This is a genomic window from Streptomyces sp. NPDC001732 (assembly GCF_053596315.1).
In genome coordinates, this window is record NZ_JBSFFY010000015.1 from 48,645 (window position 1) to 72,134 (window position 23,490).

21 protein-coding genes are annotated in these 23,490 nt (G+C 70.6%); 5 read left to right on the plus strand and 16 right to left on the minus strand.

The features are described 5' to 3' along the window. The first annotated feature begins 570 nt into the window (after positions 1-570). Positions 571-1,770 (plus strand): hypothetical protein, encoded by a 1,200-nt coding sequence (locus tag ACWCXX_RS17340; protein ID WP_451127991.1) that lies wholly within the window; start codon positions 571-573, stop codon positions 1,768-1,770. Here the strand turns inward: ACWCXX_RS17340 and ACWCXX_RS17345 are convergent. From ACWCXX_RS17345 to ctaD, 6 genes are all read right to left on the minus strand, one after another. Beyond that, positions 1,754-3,571 carry an asparagine synthase-related protein gene (locus ACWCXX_RS17345; RefSeq protein WP_451127993.1) on the minus strand — a complete coding sequence of 606 codons (1,818 nt, stop codon included), beginning with the start codon at positions 3,569-3,571 and terminating at the stop codon, positions 1,754-1,756. The genes ACWCXX_RS17340 and ACWCXX_RS17345 overlap by 17 nt on opposite strands. Before the next feature lies 1 nt (position 3,572). Next, positions 3,573-4,196, minus strand: a complete 624-nt coding sequence (locus ACWCXX_RS17350) for a lasso peptide biosynthesis B2 protein (RefSeq protein WP_451127995.1) — start codon at positions 4,194-4,196, stop codon at positions 3,573-3,575. Between the two features lie 370 nt (positions 4,197-4,566). Further along, on the minus strand, positions 4,567-4,833 hold the full coding sequence (locus tag ACWCXX_RS17355) for a hypothetical protein (protein WP_450311397.1): 267 nt from the start codon (positions 4,831-4,833) through the stop codon (positions 4,567-4,569). Between the two features lie 22 nt (positions 4,834-4,855). Next, entirely contained in the window at positions 4,856-6,265 is a 1,410-nt protein-coding gene (locus ACWCXX_RS17360; RefSeq protein WP_451127997.1) for a hypothetical protein, read from the minus strand. Between the two features lie 372 nt (positions 6,266-6,637). Continuing rightward, complete coding sequence (locus tag ACWCXX_RS17365; protein WP_397797916.1) at positions 6,638-6,997, minus strand: hypothetical protein; 360 nt, start codon at positions 6,995-6,997, stop codon at positions 6,638-6,640. A gap of 50 nt (positions 6,998-7,047) precedes the next feature. Then, on the minus strand, positions 7,048-8,742 hold the full coding sequence (ctaD, locus tag ACWCXX_RS17370; protein ID WP_451128182.1) for an aa3-type cytochrome oxidase subunit I: 1,695 nt from the start codon (positions 8,740-8,742) through the stop codon (positions 7,048-7,050). Positions 8,743-9,253: 511 nt separating this feature from the next. Here ctaD and ACWCXX_RS17375 point away from each other — a divergent pair. Further along, complete coding sequence (locus tag ACWCXX_RS17375; protein WP_451127999.1) at positions 9,254-10,927, plus strand: sensor histidine kinase; 1,674 nt, start codon at positions 9,254-9,256, stop codon at positions 10,925-10,927. Positions 10,928-10,941: 14 nt separating this feature from the next. Here the strand turns inward: ACWCXX_RS17375 and ACWCXX_RS17380 are convergent, their stop codons facing one another. Beyond that, on the minus strand, positions 10,942-11,646 hold the full coding sequence (locus tag ACWCXX_RS17380; protein WP_451128184.1) for a response regulator transcription factor: 705 nt from the start codon (positions 11,644-11,646) through the stop codon (positions 10,942-10,944). A gap of 293 nt (positions 11,647-11,939) precedes the next feature. Between ACWCXX_RS17380 and ACWCXX_RS17385 the strand changes: the two genes are divergently transcribed. Next, entirely contained in the window at positions 11,940-13,241 is a 1,302-nt protein-coding gene (locus ACWCXX_RS17385; RefSeq protein WP_451128001.1) for a globin domain-containing protein, read from the plus strand. On the opposite strand, the gene ACWCXX_RS17390 is transcribed toward ACWCXX_RS17385, so the two are convergent. From ACWCXX_RS17390 to ACWCXX_RS17400, 3 genes are all read right to left on the minus strand, one after another. Continuing rightward, a complete protein-coding gene (locus tag ACWCXX_RS17390) occupies positions 13,192-13,860 on the minus strand; it encodes a vitamin K epoxide reductase family protein (RefSeq protein ID WP_451128002.1) in 669 nt (222 codons plus the stop codon). The two genes, ACWCXX_RS17385 and ACWCXX_RS17390, sit on opposite strands and share 50 nt — an antisense overlap. After that, on the minus strand, positions 13,857-14,336 hold the full coding sequence (locus tag ACWCXX_RS17395; protein WP_451128186.1) for a hypothetical protein: 480 nt from the start codon (positions 14,334-14,336) through the stop codon (positions 13,857-13,859). The genes ACWCXX_RS17390 and ACWCXX_RS17395 overlap by 4 nt, the downstream gene beginning before the upstream one ends. 152 nt (positions 14,337-14,488) lie before the next feature. Then, positions 14,489-15,421 (minus strand): oxidoreductase, encoded by a 933-nt coding sequence (locus tag ACWCXX_RS17400; protein ID WP_451128004.1) that lies wholly within the window; start codon positions 15,419-15,421, stop codon positions 14,489-14,491. 66 nt (positions 15,422-15,487) lie between these two features. Here ACWCXX_RS17400 and ACWCXX_RS17405 point away from each other — a divergent pair, with 66 nt between their 5' ends. Further along, positions 15,488-16,120: an acyl-CoA-like ligand-binding transcription factor gene (locus ACWCXX_RS17405; RefSeq protein WP_451128006.1), complete on the plus strand. Its 633-nt coding sequence runs from the start codon at positions 15,488-15,490 to the stop codon at positions 16,118-16,120. 61 nt (positions 16,121-16,181) lie between these two features. Here the strand turns inward: ACWCXX_RS17405 and ACWCXX_RS17410 are convergent, their stop codons facing one another. The 6 genes from ACWCXX_RS17410 to ACWCXX_RS17435 all read right to left on the minus strand — a co-directional run bounded on the left by ACWCXX_RS17410 (position 16,182) and on the right by ACWCXX_RS17435 (position 22,160). Beyond that, positions 16,182-16,772, minus strand: a complete 591-nt coding sequence (locus ACWCXX_RS17410; RefSeq protein ID WP_451128008.1) for a hypothetical protein — start codon at positions 16,770-16,772, stop codon at positions 16,182-16,184. A gap of 14 nt (positions 16,773-16,786) precedes the next feature. Further along, entirely contained in the window at positions 16,787-17,950 is a 1,164-nt protein-coding gene (locus ACWCXX_RS17415) for an ROK family glucokinase (RefSeq protein WP_451128010.1), read from the minus strand. Positions 17,951-18,080: 130 nt separating this feature from the next. After that, positions 18,081-18,929, minus strand: a complete 849-nt coding sequence (locus tag ACWCXX_RS17420) for an ATP-binding cassette domain-containing protein (RefSeq protein WP_451128012.1) — start codon at positions 18,927-18,929, stop codon at positions 18,081-18,083. Continuing rightward, a complete protein-coding gene (locus ACWCXX_RS17425; RefSeq protein ID WP_451128014.1) occupies positions 18,926-19,978 on the minus strand; it encodes an ABC transporter permease in 1,053 nt (350 codons plus the stop codon). The genes ACWCXX_RS17420 and ACWCXX_RS17425 overlap by 4 nt, the downstream gene beginning before the upstream one ends. Then, complete coding sequence (locus tag ACWCXX_RS17430) at positions 19,975-20,988, minus strand: sugar ABC transporter substrate-binding protein (protein ID WP_451128016.1); 1,014 nt, start codon at positions 20,986-20,988, stop codon at positions 19,975-19,977. Before ACWCXX_RS17430 ends, ACWCXX_RS17425 begins: the two co-directional genes overlap by 4 nt. A 164-nt stretch (positions 20,989-21,152) precedes the next feature. Beyond that, positions 21,153-22,160, minus strand: a complete 1,008-nt coding sequence (locus tag ACWCXX_RS17435) for a sugar ABC transporter substrate-binding protein (RefSeq protein WP_451128018.1) — start codon at positions 22,158-22,160, stop codon at positions 21,153-21,155. Between the two features lie 189 nt (positions 22,161-22,349). Here ACWCXX_RS17435 and ACWCXX_RS17440 point away from each other — a divergent pair, with 189 nt between their 5' ends. Next, on the plus strand, positions 22,350-23,402 hold the full coding sequence (locus ACWCXX_RS17440; RefSeq protein WP_451128020.1) for a Gfo/Idh/MocA family protein: 1,053 nt from the start codon (positions 22,350-22,352) through the stop codon (positions 23,400-23,402). Positions 23,403-23,490 lie beyond the last annotated feature (88 nt).

The window sequence follows — 23,490 nt, forward strand, 5'->3', positions numbered from 1 at the left end:
CCATATGTCACGAGAGCTCACACCGTCGGGGGAACCGAGCGGTCTCCGCCCCTCTCCCGGCGACAGGCCCCGCAGACGCCGGGCGGGCCGAGGCAACCGCCGTCCGGTTGACGACGGCCGGCGTCCCGTCACGGAAGCCGGAACGGCGGGGCTGGGCCGTCCGGAGGCACCCGGATGGTGATCCGGCGGATCCCTGCGCACGATGGTGCTCGAGCCCCCGGCGCAGCGCCAGGTCTCCTGGGTCCGCTGCAGGGTTCGGATGATCCGCGACGCCGGCACGAGGTATGCCGCAGGAGGTCGACGGAGGCTCGTCAGGCGGCGCCTCACCCGTGCATGCCCTGGTGACGGCCGAAGGAGACACCTCGTGGCTCAGGTCCTGTTGCGGGATACGAGTGCCGACCGGCGGGACTCCTTCCGGTCGGCATCGGGTGTGTCCGGTCGCCGTCACCGTCGACACATCGCGCACGGTCCACGACGTCGAGAGGTGATCGCGTGAAGACTCCGCCCGGGTCGGGCGCCGCCTCGCACCCGCGGGCGCGACGTGTGCCGACGAGAACCAGACGATCCCCGGTGACCGTGGTATCGGTCCTGCTGGTCCTTCTCCTGACGACGCTGGTGCTGGGTTCGTTCGGCATCGATGACTTGGGGAAGGCCCTGACCTTCCCCGGCCGTATCACCGGTGCCGTGCTCCTCGTGGTCTCGCTCAGCACGTTGCTGGGTGCTGCCGCGGCCCTGGACCACTGGTTCTGGAAAAGCTTCGCCTACTCAGGGGTGGTCGCGCTGATCGGCGCGCTCGCGGCATTGCTGACCAACGCCATGCTCATGGTCGAGACGTGGAAGAACGGAGATTCCGCTTTCTACTCGACGGTGCTGGGCATACTCACGGCGGGTTCGGCATGGGCTGTCTTCGCGGTGTGGCGGACATCGGTCGTGATCCCCGCTCCGAAGCGGGTGGCCGCGGCACTGATCGTCTCCTCGGTCATCGCGGTAGCCAATTTCGGCTACCAGAACCTCTATCAGCCGTCCCATCGCGGGGCCAGGCCTCTCATCAGATTGGACGTGGGAACACCTGTTCTGAGCAAGGACCGTAAGGCGTTCTCCCTTCCGGTCGACATCACGCTCGAGAACCACAACGATGTGGGTTTCTATGTCCTCGGCACCGAAATCCACGCCATGGGGGAACAGGTATTGCTGAGCCCGAAGGACCGGCTCCGCCAGCAGTGGCGTGCCGATGCCGAGCAGTGGACGAAGTTCGGGGAGCTGAACCCGCTCTCCCGCAGGGAGATCCACCAGCCCGGCGAGTTGGTGGAGGCGCAACCATGGATGCCGTACGGAGGGTGGATCGAGGCCAACGACACCTTCGCCACCCGAGTGGTTGTGCAAATGCCCATCGACACGCCGTACGACCAGGTTGCCTTTTACGCCACGGCCAGCTTCGCGCGCAAGGACCGGCTCGGCCTGGAGTCGCTGAGATTTGATGGGTACTCCTGGGACGGCGGCAAGGTGCCCTCCTGGAAGGAGAAAGACGTCGACTTCCTCGTCTACCGTGCCAGGGTGCACGAGAACAATGCGATCGACGATCGTACGAGGGCCCCCCGCTACGTGACTGTCTATTGGAATTTCGGCACGCATGGCGCATACATGGCGTCAGTCATTGCGCGAAAGGGCGAGGAAGACACCCCGTCGGACTCGCTGAGCCGGTACGGCCTTGTCGACGCCATGACGGGCCCGATCGAACGGACGCTGTGGGACGTCAAGAGTCGGCGATGACCGGCATGGCCGCACCGAGCGGGCGGAAGCGCTGGTCCAATTGCTCCAGCCACACCACAAGGGCCAGAGAGCTGTTCAAACGATCCCAGGAGTAGGGGTCCCCGATGCCGAGCTGCGCCTCCCGCACCGCCCGGCACAGCGTCTCGACGCCGAACATCTCCGCAATCAGCGGATGCCTCGCGGAGCGGCAGAGGTCGATGAGCTCGTCGCCGTGTGTCCGCAGACCGCGGGCGTAGAGCTGATTGAAGGGGATCTTGACCGCTCGGTTGCGGATCGTGGACGGGAGCAGATCTGCCATCGCCTCGCGCAGAACGGTCTTCGGACGCCCCGGATGGAACGTGGTTCCGGCGGGGAGGCGGCGCATCGTGGCGATGACCTCCGGGTCGAGGAAGGGGTGCGAGAGGAAGAAACCGTCCTGCCGTGCGCGGCGCCAGGACAGCGGGTCGGGAGCGGCGATGTAATTGGCCGCGTCGTAGAGGGACTGTTCCGGTCTCCGCCCGAACATGAAGCGGCTCTCCTCGATGCCGGCCTCACGATAGCCGTGAGCCTGCGCGAATCCGGATCGCAGCCATCGGGGGCGGGCGAAGTTTCCGAGGCCGCCGAGCACCGTTCCTCGGCGGCGGAGCGCTGTGATCCGTTCGGCTGTCAGCGGAAGAGTCGGCCGCACCACGCAGGCGGAGATGACGTCCCACAAGCCACGCTCGCTGCCCGCGGCCCAGGCACGCGCCTGCTTCGTCATCTGCCGGAGCTGTCCTGTGCGCGCCAGCCTGTGCAGGTGAAACGGGTTGGCGTCCACGATCGGATCCGCCCCGCAACCGGTCATGAGGGTGTCACAGCCCAGTTCCGCCGCAGCGGCATGGAGCCTGCTCCAGAACGGCGCGCGGAAGGCATGCGCATGAGGCTCGTCCGCGTCTCCCGCATGGTTCTGGAAGTCGTCGAAGTCCGCCACGTCGTCGACATCCACCATCACCGGGCGGGCTGCGGGTGCATGACGGCGGATCTCCTCCATCGCCTCGTCGAGATACGGCTGTTCTCCAGCCAGTTCTCCTGTGCTGAAGCGCCCCGCGAGGAGAACAAGGTCCCCCGGGTGGCCCTGTCCTGCGTCCGGCAGACGTGCCGCGAGCAACGCGACACTGGTGGAGTCGGTACCACCCGAGACATGGCATGCCGTCATCCTGCCCATACGACGGCCGACAGCGTTCTCCAGTGCGAGGCGCAGGTCCTTCGCCGCGCCGCTGAGGCGGCGGCCGTCTGCCGCCGGTACCGACGGGTCGTGGGCCTGACGGACGTGTCGCAATACCCGACCGCGAATCTGCCCAGTGATCGAAAGTTCCACCACCTCGCCGCCAAGGATCCGGTGCACCCCGGCGAAGGGGGTGAGTTCCCAGTGCTGTTGTGCCATGTTCCCGGTCAGGTACCGGCAGAAGTAGCGACGTTCCAGCTCTGCTGCACCGCCCAGGCGGCGCGCCGAGGTACTCACCGCGCTCACCCGGCCACCGGACTCCCTGAAGAACAGGGGGATGCGTGCATGCTCGTCCCGCATCAGCAGGATGCGATCGCGGCACACCAGGACAGCGGCATAGTCGCCGGTCGGCAGGCGCGGTGTGGCTCCCGGTCGGCTGAAATCGTCGAGGAGGCTGCGCGCGCCCGTCGCGCGGTCGCGGACCGAGCCGACCCAGCCGACCACCGCCGCGGTGCCGGCTCGTGAGGACACCGTCGTCACCAGTCCTTGCTGCGCCATGGCCCCGGCCGCCGATAGCTTCGGTACGCCCCCGGCCCATTCGAGGCGGAGTGCTTCCACGTCACCGCCCTCCCCCGACGATCGAGAGAACCGGCGCGAACGCATGCCCGCGCGGATCGGCGTCAGGGATGCACACGCCGGCGGAAGACGTCCAGGCGTGCAGGGCGAACGGGTGCTCGCGCGCACCGACGTGCAGCACAGCCTCCAGGCCACACCGCCGCAGCAGCACGAAAGCCGTCACGGCCTCGGCCTTGCAGTCGTCGTTGACGAACCAGCTTCTGCGGCTGTGTGATTGCACCGCTCGTTTGACTCGTGCGACCTCCTGCGCGGAAGGCGGGTCTGCACGGGTGTAATCCGGGGCCGCCAAGGACAGGAGCCGCAGGACACGCCCGAATCCCATGGTCCGGATGAGCAGGTGCACTGCGCGCAGCCAGAGCCCGACCTCGACGTTCGCATACTCCTTACGGCGGCCAGTCGCGCAGCCGGCACGAATGAGTCCGGTGACGAGTTCGGCGCGTTCCTCGGGGCTTCCGTCAGCGAACTTCTGGATGTCTGCCGTCGCCATTCCAAGAAAACGCGTCCGCCTCCAGTCCGCAATCAGCGCTCCGCCGGACATCCTGATGACACGGCAGTGCGGTGACAGGATCCGTGTTACGGCTACCAGGTCATCGGTGTCCTCTGCCACGGCGCATCCTCCGAGGTCGGCCTGCCGCAGTGACTCTGCGGCAGGCCCGGTTCGACTTGTGGACGGTGTCAGGCCATGTATCCGTGACCGTCGTAGTGGCCGCCGCTGAAGCCCCCGATCAGGCGGCCGTTGCCGAGAAGGACAAGCCCATGCGGCATACGGTGCCGCAGCAGTCGGAGAAACATTGCCTACCTCCAGGATCAGGTAGCGTCGGTCAATTTCAGGCTACTCCGCCCCTAATGCCCCGCAACCGGACTGTCAAGGCCCGCGCCTCCAAGCACCAGCGGTCCGTCGGACTGCCTTGTCCGTCACGCCGTCACCGTGTCCCTCTGCCAGGGACGCCGACGGGTTCGCCACAGCCGAGTGCGTCTCACTCCTTGCTCGGCGGGTGGTGCCCGGCGAAGCGCACACGGCGCACGGTGCGCCGGCCATTCTCGTCGTAGCTGATGACGTGCGTAGCGCGGGGTGGGAGCTCCTCGCCCTCGGGAACAGCCGCTCCGGACGCGATGAGGTCATCGATGAACTGCTCTTCGGCCTGCTTTGCGTACTCCGCCTCGTCGGTGCCGGGGAACTTTTGGCGGGTGCCCTCGTCGGCGCCGGAGGCTGTGGGTTTCTCGTCGTGCTCTTCCGTGGCCATCGCAGGAGCCTGTCCGCTTCGGTCAGATGAAGAGCAGTCGGTCGAGGAACAGTGCGCCGGAGGATTCGCGGGTGATCGCGTGGGTCCGGGTCCTGGTGGTGTCGACCACGGCGGCGCTCGGGGTGAGCAATTCTTCGGCCACGGCCACACGGCCCTGCCGGAAAAGGTCCTCGACGAAGGTCTCCGCGGACCGCTCGGGATCCACCGGGGTCAGTGAGCCGATGGCCGGATCGGCGCCGGCCACGGCGAACCGCGGTTGCTCCGCCGGTGTGGTCACCGCGAAGGACTCGGTGAGTCCGTAGCGTTCTGCGGGCACCGTGATGGTGGCGAGTTGTGTACCGTGCCCGGGGGCCGCGCCGGTGATTGCCGCCATGTGCTGCGGCGCCGCCTCGGTGGCAGCCACCGCGTCCGAGGGCGAGAGGATCCCATGGCGGATGAACGCCGAGCGCAGTGCCATGCCGAACGCTCCGTCGTAGTCGGCCTTGTCGGCGGCGAGTGCATGAGCGGCTACTTGCGCGTACATGGCGGGTACCACCGGGGTGGCGAGCAGGGCGTCCACGAGGAGCCTGCCCATGATGCGGCCGGCCTCCACCAGTGCTTTGCCGTCGCGGCCCGGCTGCTGGAAGTAGATTCCTGCCAGCGCTTCGAGGAATGCTCCGGTGAACACCCGTGAGAAGGAGTGCACTTCGCTCGACAGCAGGCTCGCGGGTTCGTTGGGCCGCAGGGTGACCGGATCGCGGTAGAAGTAGTTGTTCGCCGCGTTGCGCAGGCAGTCCGGATCGACGGCGGACGGAGCGATCTGGCGGATCGCCCATCCCAACTGCTCAGCCAGCCGGGACAGTCGCGAGGAGCGTGCCGGGTTGCCCTGGGTCTCGATGAGCACCTCGTCCGCCACGGCCCCCACGTCGAGCGAGGCCAGGATGGCGCTCATGTCTCCGAACGACTCATGGAGCGCGCCGACTTCCGCGCTCAGCACGCCCCAGAACTGCGGTCGGAGCGCGTCGAGGACGGCGTGGCCCACCTCGTGGCAGACCACGTCGGGGCTCTCGCCGGAGTACACGGTCACGCCCGCGACGCTTTGCTTGAAGAAGCGGACGCCTTGCCCGTCATAGTAGGCGTTGAGATCGTCACCACTGTCCAGCTGTGCTGTCAGAACCCTTTCGATGTTGCGGTTCCAGGTGGTGCCGACCGGCATCAGCGGACCCCAGAATTCGGAGGCTCTGCTCATGGCGTCCGCGGCCACCCAGTAGCGGAACTCGGTGCTGCCAGGGTAGTCCCCGCTCTCTGCGGGCACTTCTCCTGCGACGGCTACAGGCAGTGGTGGCCTGCCCATCTCCGGCGTCTGCCGCTGGATCGGGGTGCGCTCGACCGGCGGCTCGCCGGGATCATCCTGCCACGTTTGGACATTGGCCAATTTGGTCTGCAATTTCATGGTGACTCCATCGGACCGTGCCTCCGGCCGTCGGGGCCCTGGATGCTCCCCGCCGGTTCGAGTTGTACCGCTCTCGGCCACGCGGGTGGGGCGATTCAGGGGCCGGGATGGTCGCCGGAGGCTTCGGCCTGATTGCGGCCCGGGGCGTCATGACCGTCCCTCACTCCGCTGGCACGCCCTGTCGGCGGTCCGCTCCGTCGGCGGGCCTCGGGGCAGGAGGCCCGGTGCGCTCGTAGCCCAGGCCCTCTTCCAGTACGCGCCGCTGCGCAGTGCCTGTCAAACGCTGTTGGAACAGGATCCCTCCGCCTTGCACCCGCCGCCACTCGGCGCCCATGTGTGCGCACTTCGACGCGAGCCTGCGGGAGCGACCCGTTACTCGTCCTCGGCGGTCCCGGCCCGGCCGGCGGTCCGTACCGCAAGGAGCGTGGACCAGCGTGCTTCCTCCTCACGCTGCTCCTGACCCCGCCGCAACCGCGCCTGGACGGCCAGGGACACCACGGCGGTGGTGCCCGCCACCGCCGCGAGCGCGGCCAGGACCGGAGCGACCGGCATGAGCAGCAGCAACAGCGTGAGGGCCGCCGACCCCCACCCGGTCAGCACGGCGGCCGCGGCCGGCCGCCGGGAGCGCGGCCGGTCCTGGCCCGCCCGCAGGTCGACATAGGCGGGCAGGTACCAGACGTTGCCGGACGCGAGGAGCACGACGACCCCGACCGCCAGAACACCGTGGGACATCGGCAGCACACTCTCCTGAGGGCGGGGCTTGCGGGGCAGGTCCGGATGGGTCAGCGGGACACGGCGGGGTCGAGTTCGAGTGCGGCGATCTTTGGATGGTGCAGATCGAAGGCCGGGGACTCGCTGCGGATGCGGGGCAGGGCGGTGAAGTTGTGCCGGGGCGGCGGGCAGGGGGTGGCCCATTCCAGGGAGCGGCCGTAGCCCCAGGGGTCGTCGACGGTGACCTTCCTGCCGTACTGGCTGGTCTTCCAGACGTTGTAGAAGAAGGGCAGGAACGACAGTCCGAGCAGGAACGATCCGATGCTGGAGAGGGTGTTGAGAGTGGTGAAACCGTCGGCGGCGAGATAATCCGCGTACCGGCGCGGCATTCCCTCGGCCCCGAGCCAGTGCTGGACGAGGAACGTGAGGTGGAATCCGACCGTCAGCACCCAGAACGTGATCTTGCCCAGTCGCTCGTCGAGCATTTTCCCAGTGAATTTCGGCCACCAGAAATGGAATCCGGCGAACATCGCGTACACGACCGTGCCGAAGAGCGTGTAGTGGAAGTGCGCGACGACGAAGTACGAGTCCGAGACGTGGAAGTCGAGCGGCGGCGATGCCAGGATGACTCCGGTCAGTCCGCCGAAGACGAAGGTGATCAGGAATCCGGTGGTCCACAGCATCGGCGTCTCGAAGGACAGCGATCCCTTCCACATCGTGCCGATCCAGTTGAAGAACTTCACTCCGGTCGGTACGGCGATCAGGAAGGTCATGAAGGAGAAGAAGGGCAGCAACACCCCGCCGGTCACATACATGTGGTGGGCCCAGACGGTGACGGAGAGGCCGGCGATCGCGATCGTCGCGGAGATCAGACCGATATAGCCGAACATCGGTTTCCGGGAGAATACCGGGACGATTTCGGAGACGATTCCGAAGAACGGCAGGGCCAGCACGTAGACCTCGGGGTGGCCGAAGAACCAGAAGAGGTGCTGCCACAGCAGCGCGCCGCCGTTGGCGGGGTCGAAGATGTGCGAGCCGAATTTCCGGTCCATTTCCAGTGCGAAGAGCGCCGCGGCCAGGACCGGGAAGACCAGGAGGATGAGCACGGCGGTCAGCAGCACGTTCCAGGTGAAGATCGACATCCGGAACATGGTCATTCCCGGGGCTCGCATGCAGATGATGGTGGTGATGAAGTTGACCGCCCCGAGAATGGACCCGAACCCGGAGAGCGCCACGCCCATGATCCACATGTCGGCGCCGATTCCCGGTGAGTGGGTGGCGTCGGACAGCGGGGCGTAGGCGAACCAGCCGAAGTCGGCGGCGCCCTGCGGGGTGAGGAATCCTCCGGCGGCGATCAGCGAGCCGAAGAGGAACAGCCAGTACGCCAGCATGTTCAGCCGCGGGAACGCCACATCGGGTGCGCCTATCTGGAGCGGCATGAGCCAGTTGGCGAATCCGGTGAACAGCGGCATCGCGAACAGCAGCAGCATCACCGAGCCGTGCATGGTGAACGCCTGGTTGAACTGCTCGTTGGACATGATCTGCGTGCCGGGCCGGGCGAGCTCGGCGCGCATCACGAGTGCCATCGCGCCGCCGACGAGGAAGAACACGAAGGCGGTGACGAGGTACAGCGTGCCGATCTGCTTGTGGTCGGTCGTGGTGAGCCACGAGACGACGATCCGCCCGCGGGAGGAGCGTCCCGGCCGGCCGGGACCGGGGGGCAGGGGCCCCTGTGCGGGGGCGGCTCTGTTGCCCTGCTTTTCCATTGCGTCCACCGGACCGTGTCCTCCAGCTCTTGCGGTTCCACGAGCGTTCCCCGGCCGCGCGGGGGGCGGAGGGGAGCGGCCGGAAAGGTCCGGTGGATCAGGGGGGACGGGCCGGACCTTTCCGGCCGCACCATGCTGGCCGTGCCCTTCGGGGCCCTCCAGGGACCGACGGGCACCGTTCGCCGGGACGACCGGCCCCACTCGCCGCTGCCCCGGGCGGCCGACCGGCCCCACCGACCGGCCCCGGTCCAGAGGTGCGGCCCGGGACCCGGCCCGGTGGCTGCCGTAGGCTGACCGTCCGTGGACCGGTCCCAGCCCGCGGTGATCCGGTGAGCGATTTCCCGGCATACGGCACACGGACCCTGAGAGCGGCACCCCGATGACAGAGACAGCACCCACGGTGCCCGGTTCCCCCTGCGAAGCCCCTTCCCCGGCCTCCGCCTCCCCCGCCCCGCACGGAGCCCGCTGTCCCGCTCCGGCTGCCTGGCCGCAGCCGAGCCGGCCGGACCGGATGAGCAGCCTGCTGGACGCCGTGATGAGTCTGGGGCGGGGCCTGGAACTGCCCGAGGTGCTGCGCGGCATCGTGGAGGCCGCGGTGACCCTGACCGACGCGGAGTACGGGGCACTCGGCATCGTCGGGGACGGGCAGAAGCTGCTGGAGTTCCTGCCGGTCGGCATATCGGAGCAGCTGGCCGCCGAGATCGGGCAGACGCCGTGCGGGCGCGGCATCCTCGGGGAGCTGATCCACCGTCCGGAACCGCTGCGGCTCACCGATCTCAGCAGCCATCCGCGCAGCTTCGGGTTCCCGCCCCGCCATCCGCCGATGCGCACCTTCCTCGGGGTGCCGGTGCGGGTCCGGGACGAGGTGTTCGGCAATCTCTACCTCACCGAGAAGCGGGGCGGGGCGGGCTTCGACGCCGACGACGAGGCGGTGCTGACCACCTTGTCGATCGCGGCCGGGGTCGCCATCGACAACGCCCGCATGTACGACGAGAGCCGGCGCCGGGAGCGGCGGCTGGAGGCGCTGGGCGAGATCACCCGCACCCTGCTCTCGGGGACGGACGCCGACGAGGTGCTGCATCTGATCGCCGAGCGGGCGATGGAGGTGGCGGGGGCCGACCGGGCCGCGATCCTGCTGCCGACGCCGCCCGCCGTCCCGTCCGGGGCCGCGGAGGCGGCCGGGGACGGGGCGCGGCTGACCGTCGCCGTCGCCCACGGCAAGGACGCCGAGCGCGTCACGGGGCTGTCCGTCCCGGCACGGGGATCGCTGGCCGGGCTCGCGGCCCGTACCGGAACTCCGGTGCACTGCGCCGATGTGCGGACCGACCCCCGGGCCCATCCGTTCGGCGGCGGCGCCGAGGACGGGCTGGGTCCGGTGGTGACGGTGCCGTTGCGGGTCGACACGGGGGCGAGCGGGGCGCTGCGGCTGGGGCGGCCGGTGGACCGTCCGCCGTTCGACGACACCGAGATCGCGCTCGTCTCGGGCTTCGCCGACCAGGCGGCCATCGCCCTGGAACTGGCCCGCAGGCGGGCCGAGTCCGAGGAGCTCGCCGTCATGCACGACCGGGACCGGATCGCCCGCGACCTGCACGACCTGGCGATCCAGCGTCTCTTCGCGACCGGGATGACGCTCCAGAGCACCACGCGCGCCATCGCGGACCGGCCGGACGCGGCCGAGCGGGTCAGCCGGGCGGTGGACGATCTGGACACCACGATCCGGATCATCCGGTCCACCATCTTCGATCTGCGGACCGCGGAGCGGGCGGGCCGCGGCGGACTGCGGCACCGGATGGCGGAGACCGCCCGTACGGCGGCGCACGCCCTGGGTTTCCAGCCCTCCCTGCAGATCGACGGACCGGTGGACACCACGGTGCCGGACGAACTGGCCGAGCATCTGGTGGCGGTGGCCGCCGAGGCGGTGTCCAACGCCTCCCGCCACGCCCGTGCCACCCGGATCGGCATCGAGCTGTCGGCCGACGAGGTGGTGACCCTGACCGTCACCGACAACGGCACCGGGATCCCGGCCGGCGTCGTGGCCGCCGCCGGGGCGGGTCCGACGGCCGGGCGCCCCGGCGGGCTGGCCAACATGCGTACGCGGGCGGAGCTGTGCGGCGGCTCGCTGGCCGTCGAACGGCCGGTGGACGGCGGCACCCGGATCGTCTGGCGCGCGCCGCTCCACGACTGAGCCGCGGGTACTCGTCAGCCCCTGCGGTCCTTGACCCGGCCGACGATCATCGCGGCCTGGATCCGGCGGCCCACGCCCAGTTTGGCGAGGATCGACGAGATGCGGTTCTTGACGGTCTTCTCGGCCAGGAAGAGGCGCTCCGCGATCTCCCGGTTGGTGAGGCCCTCGCCGATGAGGTCCAGGATCTGCCGCTCCCGGGGCGTGAGTCCGTCCAGTTCCGATGCCTCGGACGCCGCGGCGGGACGCTGTTCGGTGCCCCGCAGCCGTTCCATCACCCGGGCGGTCGTCCGCGGGTCGAGCATCGAGCTGCCCGAGGCGACCCTGCGTACGGCGGTGATCAGATCGGCGCCGTTGATCTGCTTGAGCACATAGCCCGCGGCCCCCGCCATGATGGCGTCGAACAGCGCCTCGTCGTCGTCGAACGACGTCAGCATCAGGCAGGCGAGTTCGGGCATCAGGGCGCGCAGTTCCCGGCACACCTCGATCCCGGCGTGGTCACCGCCCCGGTCGTCGCCGAGGCGTACGTCCAGCACGGCGACCTGCGGCCTGGTGGCCGGTACGCGGACCAGCGCCTCCCGGGCGTCGGACGCCTCGCCGACCACCTCGATGTCGCCCTCGGCCTCCAGCAGATCGCGTACGCCGCGCCGTACGACCTCGTGGTCGTCGAGGATGAAGACGCGTACGGGGGCCGCGGGCCGCGGCGGGGTCGTGCCCGGCACGTCCGTGCCCGGCGGGGTCGTGTTCGGTGGGATGTTCGCCAACTCACTCACATCAGGCTCGATCGGTTCGGGGAGAGGGCCGGGAACAGTATGTGCCCGGCCACGGGGCCGCTTCTGCCGGGGGGTTGCAGCACGGTGAACCGTGTCCGAACAGGGCCGAAAGACCCTATGGCCGGGGGCCGGTCAGCGGGTGGGGCCCGGTGCCATACTGACGCCGCCAAGATCGTCCGGGCGCCGCGGACATCTCCCTTTCCGGCCACCCCCACTGCGCTGCCCCGAGGAGCTACCGGTCCATGAACACCCCGAGCGAGGACTACCACGCACTGCTCGCACGGCATGACGCCATGCGGCTGCGGCGACGCATCCTGGCCCCGTCCGACAGCCGTGCCGGTGTGTGGAGCGCCGAGGCCCCGCGGCCCTACGACGGCACGGCCGACCAGCTGCTGATCAGCGATGCGCTGCCCCTGGTGGCCCCGATGGAGGAGCTGATCGCCGAGCTGTACCGGATTCTGTTCGAGCGACACCCGTACCTCCGGTCCCTGTTCCCCGAGTCGATGGCGTTCCAGCAGGCCCATCTCGCGTCGGTCTTCCACTACCTGATCGGCAATCTGCACCGCACGGACGAAATGATCGACGCCCTCTGCCAGTTGGGGCGCGACCACCGCAAACTCGGGGTCCGTCCGGCGCAGTTCGAGGCTTTCGAGGCGGCGCTGATCGAGGCGCTGCGCGTGCGCGCCGGAGCGCGGTGGACCCATGCGCTGGAGGACGCCTGGCTGCGGATGCTGCGGCTGGCCGTCTCGGCGATGGTCAGGGGCGCGGACGAGGCGATCGCCGAGCCGCCCAGCTGGGAGGCGACGGTGACCTCGCACGAACTCCGCGCCCCCGGTCTCGCGGTGCTGCGGATCCGCCCCCATCAGCCCTATGCCTTCGAGGCCGGGCAGTACGCGTCCCTGGAGTCGCCGCTGCTCGAACAGGCCTGGCGGCCCTACTACCTGGCCCGCGCGCCGCACTCGGACGGTGAACTGGAGTTCCACGTACGGGCCCGGGGCGCCGGCGGGGTGAGCGACGCGCTGGTGCACGGTACGCGGGCGGGCGGCACCGTCCGTCTCAGCGCCCCGCGCGGTGCGCTGACCCTGCCGGACCACCTGCTGTCCGCGGACCTTCTGCTGCTCGCCTCCGGTACGGGCTGGGCTCCGATGAAGGCGCTGCTCCAGCGGATCGACGCGGACCGGTCCGGTGTGCACCGGGTACGGCTGCTGCTGGGGCACGCCGGTCCGGGAGAGACGGCGGGCGAGGAGATGTACGACGCGGCGTGCCTGGAGGCGTTCCGGCGCACCCGGCCCTGGCTGACCGTCGTCGCGGCCGACACGGCGGGCGCCCGCTTCGGGGACGCCGGGTCGCGGGCCCTCGCCCGGCAGCACGCCTTCGTGGCCCTGTCCCCCGAGGCCGCCGCGAGCGGCTCCGCGCAGGACGTCGTGGCCCGGCTGACCGCCGCCGGAATCCCGGACGCGCACATTCATCTCGACACCCCCGGCATGGGCGTGGTCACAGGAATGTCCGCCAGTACGGCCAGAACCGGACTGCTATCAGCATGACGACGGCCAGGCACCAGGTCACCGGCACCACGAGCGGGAACTCCAGCACCGCCGCGACCAGGGCGCGCGGTGCGGGCAGCAGCCCCTGGCGCAGGTTGTGCACCGTGGTGTGCCAGAACATGAAGATCGTGACCGCCCACACGAGCATGCACCACAGGCACAGGGCGCCGATCTCGTACAGGGCCTGGGTCATCAGCCACATGCAGAAGCCGACGCCGAACAGGGTGCCGAGGTTCAGTCCCAGCCAGTACCAGCGCCGGTAGCGGGCACCGGCGAGCAGTCCCGCGCCGGTGCCCAGCACCACCGCGAAGCCGACCAGTCCGATGAGCGGGTTGGGGAAGCCGAACACCGAGGCCTGGTCGCTGGTCATCACGCTGGTGCAGGAGACCACGGGGCTGAGCGAGCAGGCGGGTACGAAGCCGGGGTCGACGAGGAGTTCGAACTTGTCGACCGTGATGACGAACGAGCCGAGCAGTCCGAGCGCGGCGGTGACGATCAGCAGCCAGCCGAATCCCCGTCGCGCTCCGGCGCACTCCTGGTCGTGACCGGCCACGGTCCCGGCCGCGCGGACCCGCTCGTCGGCCTCGAAATCCTGCACGGCGCTTTCCGACGCCTTCATCCCCGCCCCCGTACCGAACCGTCCGGCCAGACGACCTCCACGCCGATGCCCCGCGCACGCGCGAAGGCGACCAGATGCGCGGTGGCGTCCCGGCCGTCCGAGGGCGATCCGTCCCACACCGCGAGCACGGTCCGGCAGGTCTCCACCAGCCGTTCGTCGGCGCCGACACACGCGTCCCGGTCGGCCGGGTCGAAGGCCAGCAGTCGTACGTGCTCGGCCAGGACCAGCAGTTCGCCCGCGGCCGAGCGGTCCGGCTCGGGCAGTGGGGCGGGCACCGCGCCCTGGGCCGGCAGCAGCACCGTCAGCTTCCGGCCCGCCTCCCGGGCGGCCCGCCCGAACACCAGCGGCAGCCCCGCCCCGGCCCGCACCAGGGCGGCGGCACCCTCCGCCAACCGGTCCAGCCGCGCTCTCAGTTCGGCTTCCACCAGTTCCAGGGTCCGGCTGCCGAGATCCTTGTGCCCGACGACCGCGATCACCATGTTTCCCTCCCGCAGCATGCGATGCACCGCAGTGAACCCATCGGCGGCCCGTCACCACTAGGGCCGATCGGCCCTGGGCGGTTCGGCGGTCGGCGGCCGGGGCCGGACGAAGTGCCCTGCGGCGTGCCGCGGTTGTGCCCGTGCGGTGCTCACCCGGCCGTCGGGAACGGGAAGCGCACTCCGGTCAGCCGCTCCGACAGCTCCCACAGCCGGCGCCCGGTGGCGGCGTCCTTCGCGCGGGGTGCGAGGGTCACCCGCGTCAGCGCCCCGCGCAGTTCGCCCGCGCCGCCGGGTCCGATGAACTCACCGCCGCGCACGCCCGGTTCGGTCGCCGCGTACAGCTGGGAGAGCGCGCCGTCGGTCGGCTTCTGGGCCAGCGGGGACAGCAGACGGCCGTACAGCAGTCGCACCGTGCCGACCGGCGTGCCCTTCTGGAGCCCGGTGGCGGTGTACCCCGGGTGGGCGAGCACGCTCCGTACCGGGCTGTCGGCCCCGGTCAGGCGCAGGTGCAGCTGGTGTCCGAAGACGGCGTTGGCCAGCTTGGACTGGTTGTAGTGGCCCATCGGGGAGTACGCGCGCTCCCCGTCCACGTCGTCGAAGGCGATCCGGCCCTGCCGGTGGTTGGGCGAACTCACGGTGACCACCCGGGGATCGACGCCCTCGGCCAGCAGGTCGAGCAGCAGGCCGGTGAGCGCGAAGTGGCCCAGATGGTTGGTGGCGAACTGCAGCTCGTGGCCCTGCGGGCTCAGGGTGCGGGGCGGTGCCATGATCCCGGCGTTGTTGACCAGCACGTCGACGCGCGGGTGATCCGCGCGCAGCGCGTCGGCGAAGGCGCGCACCGATCCGAGGTCGGCCAGGTCGACGTGGCGCACCTCCAACCGGGCGTGGGGGGTGCCGGCGGTGATCGTGGCGGCGGCCCGTCGGCCCTTCTCCGTGTCCCGCACCGCGAGGACCACCCGTGCTCCCCGCCGGGCGAGTGCGTGACCGGTCGCGAGCCCCAGTCCGCTTCCGGCCCCGGTGACGACGAACACCCGGCCGGTCTGGTCGGGGATCAGCCCGGCGTTCCAGCGTTCCTGTTTCATGCGGCACAGACTGACCATGATGGCACTCGGTGTCAAGGCGATACCGAGTGCCACACGCGGCACGACATGTACCATGCGAGGGTGAGTACGCGATCCGATCTGAGCCTGGCCGAGCGCAAACGTCGGCTCGTCTCGGACGAACTGACCGAGGCGGCCCTGCAGTTGCTGGCCCTCAAGGGCTTCGACGCCGTCACCGTCGACGAGATCGTGGCGACTGCGGGCGTCTCCAAGCGGACGTTCTTCCGCTACTTCGCGTCCAAGGAGGACGTCGTCGTCCAGTTCCTGGCCGACATGGGGGCGGACATGCGGGCCGCGCTGGCGGACCGGCCCGCCGAGGAGCCGCCGGCCGAGGCGCTGCGGCACGCCGTGCGGGTTCCGGTGACCACGTGCGCCGCCCACTCGGAGCGGGCCCTGCGCGTGGTGCGGCTGATCCTGCGCACCCCCGCGCTGCTCGCCCGGTTCCTGGAGCGGCAGGACCGATGGCGTGACGAACTCGCCGAGGAGCTCGCCCGCCGGGTCGGCCGCGACGTCGGGAGCGACCTCTACCCGCGCCTGGCCGCCGGGACGGCCCTGGGCGCCTTCCACGTGGTCCTGCGGCGCTGGAGCGAGAGCGACACGGCCCTGGACCCGGTGGCCCTCCTGGACGATGCCTTCGACCTCGTCTCCCCGGCGCTCGGTCCCGCCCCGGGCGCCCGCTGAGGGCCGTCGGGCCGGGGTGGGGCGGGTCCTCGGTTCTCCGTTCGGAGCGTCGCCCTTTCCGTCAGGGCCTGGCCGCGGACACGACGTAGACGACCGGGTTCATCGGGTCGGTCATGTTCACCATGATGTCCTGGGTGGGCCGCGGGTCCTTGTTGGTGTGCGTGGTGCCCGCCCAGTCGGTCCCGGGGTCGAAGGTCCAGCCCGAGACCTTCCGGTCGCGGGCGTCGATGGTCACCTCGCCGGGCCGCAGTTCGCCCCGCCCGCTGCCGAGCCGGCCGAGGAACCGGTCCAGTCCGGCGGACGTGGTGCGGAACTCCACGTACAGCCGGCTGGCCTTCCAGTTGTTGGTCTCGTAGTACTGCACGTCCAGGGAGTTGCCGGGCATGGGGAGTTCGAAGATCCGGCGCTGCATCCGGGACGGCCAGCCCTCCCGGAGCCCCTGGGCGGCCGCCTCGGCCTCCTTGTTCTGGCCGGAGCGGCGGCTCTGGCCCGCGGAGATCAGCAGGTAGCCCGCCGGGATGCCGATGAGCAGCACGATGATCGTCGCCGTGATCAGACGGCGGCGGATCGTCCGGCGCCGGTCCTGGGGCGGCCGTTCGTCGTCGGGCGGCGAGGACTGGCGCGGCAGGACGGGGTGCTCGGCTGCGGTCATGTGTCTGCGGGTCCCTAGGAGGTGCGGGTGTTTCGCGTATTGCGGATGGTGCTCGCGGCCTGGTCGTAGATCTGGGCGTACCGCTCGTACCGTTCGACGCGGCGGCGGTTGGTGCGGCGGAACCTGCGGGCCACCAGCCGGGCCAGATCCGCGGCGCCGACCATACCCGCCTCCGGGCCGAGCTGGGCCTTCGCGATCCGGGCCTCGGGGCGGTAGCCGCGGCCGGTGAGATGGCGTTTGAAGGCGTCCCGGGCGGGGCCGATGAGCAGGTCGTCGGCGGCGCTGACGCCACCGCCGATGACGAAGCAGGAGGGGTCGAGCGCGGCGGCCAGGTTGGCGATGCCGACGCCGAGCCACTGGCCGATGTCCTGGAGGAGTTCGACGCACATCGCATCGCCCTCACGGGCCAGTTCGGTGATGAGGGGGCCGGTGATGTCGGGGATGTTGCCCTTGACCCGCTCGATGATGCCGTGCGCCACCGGGGAGTCGGCCGCGGCCAGTTCCCTGGCCTCGCGGACCAGCGCGTTGCCGGAGCTGTACTGCTCCCAGCAGCCGCGGTTCCCGCAGGGGCAGCGGTGTCCGCCGGGCACCACCTGCATGTGGCCGAACTCACCGGCGACCCCGTACTTGCCGCGCTTGACCTGGCCGTCCTCCAGGATCGCGCCGCCGATGCCGGTGCCGAGCGTGATCATGACGAGGTGGTCCTCGCCGCGGCCCGCGCCGAAGCGCCATTCCGCCCAGGCGGCGGTGTTGGCGTCGTTGTCGACCATGACGGGGACGACGAGCCGGGAGGCGAGGGCGTCGCGCAGCGGTTCGTCGCGCCAGGCGAGGTGCGGGGCGAACAGCACCCTGGAGCGGTCCGCGTCGACCCAGCCGGCCGCCCCGATGCCGACGGCGTGCACGTCGTGCCGGTCGGAGAGGTCCAGGACCAGCTCGACGATGGTGTCCTCGACGACCTTGGGGCTCTTGGACTTGTCCGGCGTCTCGGTGCGCAGCTGCTCCAGGATGTTGCCGTCGGCGTCGACGACGCCCGCCATCACCTTCGTGCCGCCGATGTCGATGCCGACCGTGGGGACCCGGGGCGCCGTGAGGTGGGAGCGTCGCTCCCTGGTGCCCACGGTTCGCAGGACGGTGGCGCGGGCGGAGCCGCGGTGTGTGAAGTCGCGGTACGTGCTCATCGTCCCTGCGGGGTCGGGGAGCCGGGAGTGGTGCCCCCGGCGGCGGACTGCGCCCGTCGGGTCGATTCTGCCACTGCCCGGGAGGCGGGGCGGGCGGGCCGGTGCGTACGGGGCCGGGGCCGGCCGGGGGCTACGCGGGGCCGTCGGCGTCCGGCCGGGCCGGCGCGGTGGCCCGTTCCAGCTCGTGGCTGAGCTCCTCCAGCTCGCTGCCGCCCGCCATCTGGCGGGTCAGTTCGTCCAGCGTGACGCTCTCCTTGGTGTGGCTGCCGGCCATGGCGCCCCGCTTGAGCAGGACGAACCGGTCACCGACCAGATACGCGTGGTGAGGGTTGTGCGTGATGAGGACCACTCCGAGACCGGCGTCGCGAGCGGCCGCGACGTACTTGAGCACGACCCCGGACTGCTTGACGCCGAGCGCGGCGGTGGGCTCGTCCAGCACCAGCACCTTGGCGCCGAAGTGCACGGCCCGCGCGATGGCGACGCACTGGCGCTCGCCGCCGGACAGGGTGCCGATCGGCTGGTCGACGTCGCGCAGGTCGATGCCCATGCGCAGCAGCTCGGCGCGGGTCGTCTCGCGCATCAGCCGCACGTCGAGGCGTTTGAAGGGGCCCGAGCCCGTGGTCGGCTCGGAGCCGAGGAAGAAGTTGCGCCAGACCGGCATGAGGGGGACGACGGCCAGGTCCTGGTAGACCGTGGCGATGCCCCGGTCCAGGGCGTCGCGCGGGTTGACGAGGGTGGTCTCCTCGCCGTCGACGAGGAAGGTGCCCGCGTCGTGCCGGTGCAGCCCCGCGATGATCTTGATCAGGGTGGACTTGCCGGCGCCGTTGTCGCCGAGCACGCAGGAGATCTCCCCCGCGTGGACCTCCAGCGAGACGTCGTCGAGCGCCCTGATGTTGCCGTAGTACTTGCTGACCCGGTCCAGCTCGACGAGCGCCCGGTGGGGCGTCTCCCGGCCGGCCGGTGCCTGGGGGGCCGTCATTTCGTCGCCTCCGCGCGCTTGCGTACCCATGCGTTGAGCAGGGTGGCCAGGAGCAGCATGGCTCCGAGGAAGAACTTGAACCAGTCCGGGTTCCACTCCGCGTACACGATGCCCTTGCTGGTCATGCCGAAGATGAAGGCACCGACCGCGGAGCCGATCGCGGAGCCGTAGCCGCCGGTGATCAGACAGCCGCCGATGACGGCCGCGATGATGTAGATCAGTTCGTTGCCGACGCCCTCGCCGGACTGGACGACGTCGTACGAGAACAGCAGGTGCTGGCCGGAGACCCAGGCGGCGAAGGCGACGCCGAGGTAGAGCCCGATCTTGGTGCGGATCACCGGGACGCCGACCGCGCGGGCCGCGTCGGCCTCGCCGCCGACCGCGAAGATCCAGTTGCCGAAGCGGGTGCGGAGCAGGATCCAGGTGGCGATCGCGACGAGGACGGCCCACCACAGGATGGTGACCTTGAGCTCGACGCCGCCGACGGTCCACTGCGAGGCGAACACCCGGCGGGCCGAGTCGAAGCCCTCCATGTCGCCGATGGCCTTCGTCGAGACGGTGCCGCTGATCAGCTTGGTGAACCCCAGGTTGAGGCCGGTCAGCATCAGGAACGTGCCGAGCGTGATGATGAAGCTCGGCAGTTTCGTACGGGTCAGCATGAAGCCGTTGAACGCGCCGAAGGCCAGGGTGACCAGCAGCGACACCAGGACGCCGACCCAGACGTTGGCCGTCATTTGGTAGCTGAACATCGACGAGATCAGTGCGGAGCTGGTGACCAGCACCCCGGCGGAGAGGTCGAACTCGCCGCCGATCATCAGCAGCGCCACCGGTGCGGCCATGATCCCGATCGTCGAGGCCGCGTACAGCACCGTGCCGAGGCTGGAGGCGCGCAGGAAGCTGTCGGCGACGATCGAGAAGAAGACGAAGACGGCCGCGGCGCCGACCACCGAGCCGAGCTCGGGGCGGCCGAGGAGCCTGCGCAGCGGCGAGGTGTGCAGCAGCCGCTCGTCCTTCCCCGCCGGGGCGGACGGTCCGGCGATCACGCTCATCGGGTCCCCCGCTTCGTGTACTGGGCCAGTTCGGCGGCGTCCTTCGCGGTGATGATCTGCGGTCCGGTGAGGACCGGGCGTCCGCCGCCGAGCACGTTGCCGTTGTAGCGGTTGAGCCAGAGCAGGTCGACCGCCTCGTACCCCTGGAGGTAGGGCTGCTGGTCGACGGCGAAGCCGAGGCTCTTGTCCTGGAGGGCCGTGGCGACCTTGGCGTTCAGGTCGAAGGTGTCGATCTCGGCCCTGCTGCCCGCGGTCTTCTTGGCCTTGACTGCGGCGTCCGCGAAGGGCGCGCCGAGGGTGACGACCGCGTCGATGCTCTTGTCGGCCTGGAGCTTGGCCTCGATGGACGCCTGGACGTCGGGCATGTTGGTGCCCTCCACGTACAGGTTCTGCAGCTGTCCGTCGAAGGTCTTCTTCGCTCCGGCGCAGCGCTGCTCGTGGCCGACGTTGCCCTGCTCGTGCAGGATGCACAGGGCCTTCTTGCGGCCGCGCGCGTTGAGCTCTTCGCCGACGGCCTCGCCCGCGACGGTCTCGTCCTGGCCGATGTGGGTGAGCGCCCCGAACCGCTTGGACTCGACGGAGCCCGAGTTCACCGTGATCACCGGGATTCCGGCCTTCACCGCCTTGGTGACGACGGCCTTCATCGCGTCGGGCTTGGCGAGGGTGACGATCAGCCCGTCGACCTTCTGGTCGATGGCGGCCTGCACGAGCTGGGCCTGCTGCTGCGCCTCGTCGTTGTGCGAGTACAGGAACTTGATGTTGTCCTTGACGGCCGCCTGCTCGGCGCCGCGCTGGACGATGTCCCAGAAGGTGTCTCCGTCGCCCGAGTGGGTGACCATGGCGAAGGTCCAGCGGGGGGTGTCCACCGCGGCCCGGCCCTCGGCGGCGGCGCGGGCCGCGCGTTCCTCCGCCCGCTTGCCGCCGGTGCTGCTGCATCCCACGAGGGAGGCCCCGAGCACCGCCGCAAGCACGGCGCCCATCGCACGTACCCCTGTCCGAACCCTTGCCACGACGCCGTGCCCTTCTTGTGCTGCTCGCTGTACCGCCTGGAGTGGCCGGGCGTGATTCGCGCCCCGACCGGCTGGCCAAGTATCCCCGAGCCGTCCGCGGCGCGGCCCGGCAGGGGCGGGGCGCGGGTGTCGGGACGGGGCGGGTGCGGCGGGACGCGGAGGGTTCACCGGGTACCGCGCGCGGTGTACTTCTCCAGCTGCGGCACGTCGTCGGCGGTGACGATCGCCGGGCCGGTGAGCACCGGTTTTCCGCCGCCGACGACGTTGCCGTTGGTCCGGTTCAGCCACAGTTCGTCGATGGCGAGGTAGCCCTGGAGGTAGGGCTGCTGGTCGACGGCGAAGCCGACCTCTCCGGCCTTCAGCCGTCCGACGACCTCGGCGTTCAGGTCGAAGGTGTCGATCTCGGCCCTGCTGCCGGAGCCGTCCTTGGCCTTGACGGAGGCGGCGGCGAAGGGGGCGCCGAGGGTGACGACCGCGTCGATGTCCTTGTCGGCCTGGAGCTTCGCCTCGATCGACGAGGTGGCGGCCGGCATGTTGGTGCCCTCGACGTTCAGGTTCTCGACGTGGCCCCCGAAGGTCTTCCGCACCCCGGCGCAGCGTTCCTCCAGCGATACGTTGCCCTGCTCGTGGATGACGCAGAGGGCCCGCTCGTGCCCGCGCGCGGCGAGCTCCTCGCCGACCGCCTCGCCGGCGACGGCCTCGTCCTGGCCGATGTGCCCGAGGGCGCCGAACTCCTCGGAGAACCGTGCGCCCGCGTTGATGGTCACCACGGGTATGCCGGCCTTCACCGCCTTGGTGACGACCGTCCTGAGCGCTTCCGGTTTGGCGAGGGTGACGACGATGCCGTCGACCTTCTGGTCGATGGCGGCCTGGACGAGCTGGGCCTGTTCCCTGCCCTCCTTGTTCGCCGAGTAGAGGAACTCGACGTTGTCCTTGGCCGCCGCCTGCTTCGCGCCGCTCTGCACGATGTCCCAGAAGGTGTCGCCCTCCCCCGAGTGCGTGACCATCGCGATCTTCGTCCGGGGGGTGCCGGCCGCCTTTCCGCCGCCGCTTGCCGCCGCGGGTCCCTCCTCGGCGTCCTTGCCGCCGGAGCCGCTGCATCCGGAGACGGCGAGGCCGATGCCGAGGGCCGTGACGGTGATCAGGGCTGCTGTCTTGCGGGAGGTGCGCATGGTGGGGTCCGCCTTCGCTCCACGGCCGCCGGAGTGCGGCTGGACGATTTCTAGCGGCGGTCGCACGGGACGTCAACGGCGCCCGGCAGTAAGGGCGTTGAGCTGCCCGGACGGCATGACGGCCGAACAATTCACCCATTGTAAGGACATATGGTTGACAGGGCTGCCGGTGGGCGGCACGTTGGGTCCATGCGTATCGGACTCATCGGCACCGGCCGGATCGGTTCCTTCCACGCGGGTGTGCTGGCCCGCCACCCCGAGGTGGACGCCCTGGTGGTGACGGACACCGACGGGGGCCGGGCGGCCGGGGTCGCCCGGCACGTCGGCGCGTCGGCCGTCGGGAGCGCGGCCGAGGTGTTCGGCGCCGGGGTGGACGCCGTGGTGATCGCGTCGGCCACCGCGGCCCACGCGGAGCTGATCGGCCGGGCCGCGCGTGCGGGGCTCCCGGCGTTCTGCGAGAAGCCGATCGCGCTGGACCTGCCGGGGACGCTGGGCGCGCTGCGGGAGGTCGACGACGCCGGCAGTGTGCTCCAGCTGGGCTTCATGCGCAGGTTCGACGCCGGTTACGTGGCGGCCCGCGCCGCCGTGCGGGCCGGGACGCTCGGCAGGCTGCACACCGTGCGGGCGACGACGATGGACCCGGCACCGCCGCCCGCCGCGTATCTGCCGCTCTCCGGGGGGCTGTTCCGGGACTGCCTGGTCCACGACTTCGACATGCTGCGGTGGGTGACGGGCCGCGAGGTGACCGAGGTGTACGCCACCGGGTCGGACGCCGGGCCCGGCATGTTCCGGGCGGCGGGTGACGTCGACACGGCGGCGGCGCTGCTGACCCTCGACGACGGCACCCTGGCCACGGCGACGGCCACCCGCTGCAACGGCGCCGGTTACGACGTACGGATGGAACTGGCGGGCGAGCTGGACCAGATCACGGTCGGCCTGGACGACCGCACGCCGGTCACCTCCGCCGAGCCGCGGGGCCCCGCCGCGCCCGCCCGTCCCTGGCCCGGCTTCCTGGAGCGGTTCGCCCCGGCGTACGAGGCCGAGTTGGACGCGTTCGTACGGGTGGTGCGGGGCGAGCTGCCCAATCCGTGCGACGGCCGGGAGGCGTGGTACGCGCTGCTGGTCGCGGAGGCGTGCGAGGTGTCCCGCCGGGAGCGGCGCCCCGTGGCGGTCGCGGAGGTCGCGAAGGCCGCCGACGGGTCGTCCGGTGGTCCGGCGGGCGGGACACCGCCCCTCGCGTAGGCCCCGGCCCGGACCCGCCGCGGCCGGCCGGAGCGGAGTCGGGCCGTGACGGGACCGCCCGGTCCCGGCCGGTGCCCCGCGCCCGGTC

Excerpts from the sequence above, each read along its gene's own strand:
- ACWCXX_RS17425 (WP_451128014.1), bottom strand. The coding sequence starts at position 19,978 with ATGAGCGTGATCGCCGGACCGTCCGCCCCGGCGGGGAAGGACGAGCGG.
- ACWCXX_RS17435 (WP_451128018.1), bottom strand. The coding sequence starts at position 22,160 with ATGCGCACCTCCCGCAAGACAGCAGCCCTGATCACCGTCACGGCCCTC.
- ACWCXX_RS17360 (WP_451127997.1), bottom strand. The coding sequence starts at position 6,265 with ATGAAATTGCAGACCAAATTGGCCAATGTCCAAACGTGGCAGGATGAT.
- ACWCXX_RS17410 (WP_451128008.1), bottom strand. The coding sequence starts at position 16,772 with ATGACCGCAGCCGAGCACCCCGTCCTGCCGCGCCAGTCCTCGCCGCCC.
- ACWCXX_RS17365 (WP_397797916.1), bottom strand. The coding sequence starts at position 6,997 with ATGTCCCACGGTGTTCTGGCGGTCGGGGTCGTCGTGCTCCTCGCGTCC.
- ACWCXX_RS17415 (WP_451128010.1), bottom strand. The coding sequence starts at position 17,950 with ATGAGCACGTACCGCGACTTCACACACCGCGGCTCCGCCCGCGCCACC.
- ACWCXX_RS17375 (WP_451127999.1), top strand. The coding sequence starts at position 9,254 with ATGAGCAGCCTGCTGGACGCCGTGATGAGTCTGGGGCGGGGCCTGGAA.
- ACWCXX_RS17355 (WP_450311397.1), bottom strand. The coding sequence starts at position 4,833 with ATGGCCACGGAAGAGCACGACGAGAAACCCACAGCCTCCGGCGCCGAC.
- ACWCXX_RS17385 (WP_451128001.1), top strand. The coding sequence starts at position 11,940 with ATGAACACCCCGAGCGAGGACTACCACGCACTGCTCGCACGGCATGAC.
- ACWCXX_RS17420 (WP_451128012.1), bottom strand. The coding sequence starts at position 18,929 with ATGACGGCCCCCCAGGCACCGGCCGGCCGGGAGACGCCCCACCGGGCG.
- ACWCXX_RS17400 (WP_451128004.1), bottom strand. The coding sequence starts at position 15,421 with ATGAAACAGGAACGCTGGAACGCCGGGCTGATCCCCGACCAGACCGGC.
- ACWCXX_RS17390 (WP_451128002.1), bottom strand. The coding sequence starts at position 13,860 with ATGAAGGCGTCGGAAAGCGCCGTGCAGGATTTCGAGGCCGACGAGCGG.
- ACWCXX_RS17440 (WP_451128020.1), top strand. The coding sequence starts at position 22,350 with ATGCGTATCGGACTCATCGGCACCGGCCGGATCGGTTCCTTCCACGCG.
- ACWCXX_RS17405 (WP_451128006.1), top strand. The coding sequence starts at position 15,488 with ATGTACCATGCGAGGGTGAGTACGCGATCCGATCTGAGCCTGGCCGAG.
- ctaD (WP_451128182.1), bottom strand. The coding sequence starts at position 8,742 with ATGGAAAAGCAGGGCAACAGAGCCGCCCCCGCACAGGGGCCCCTGCCC.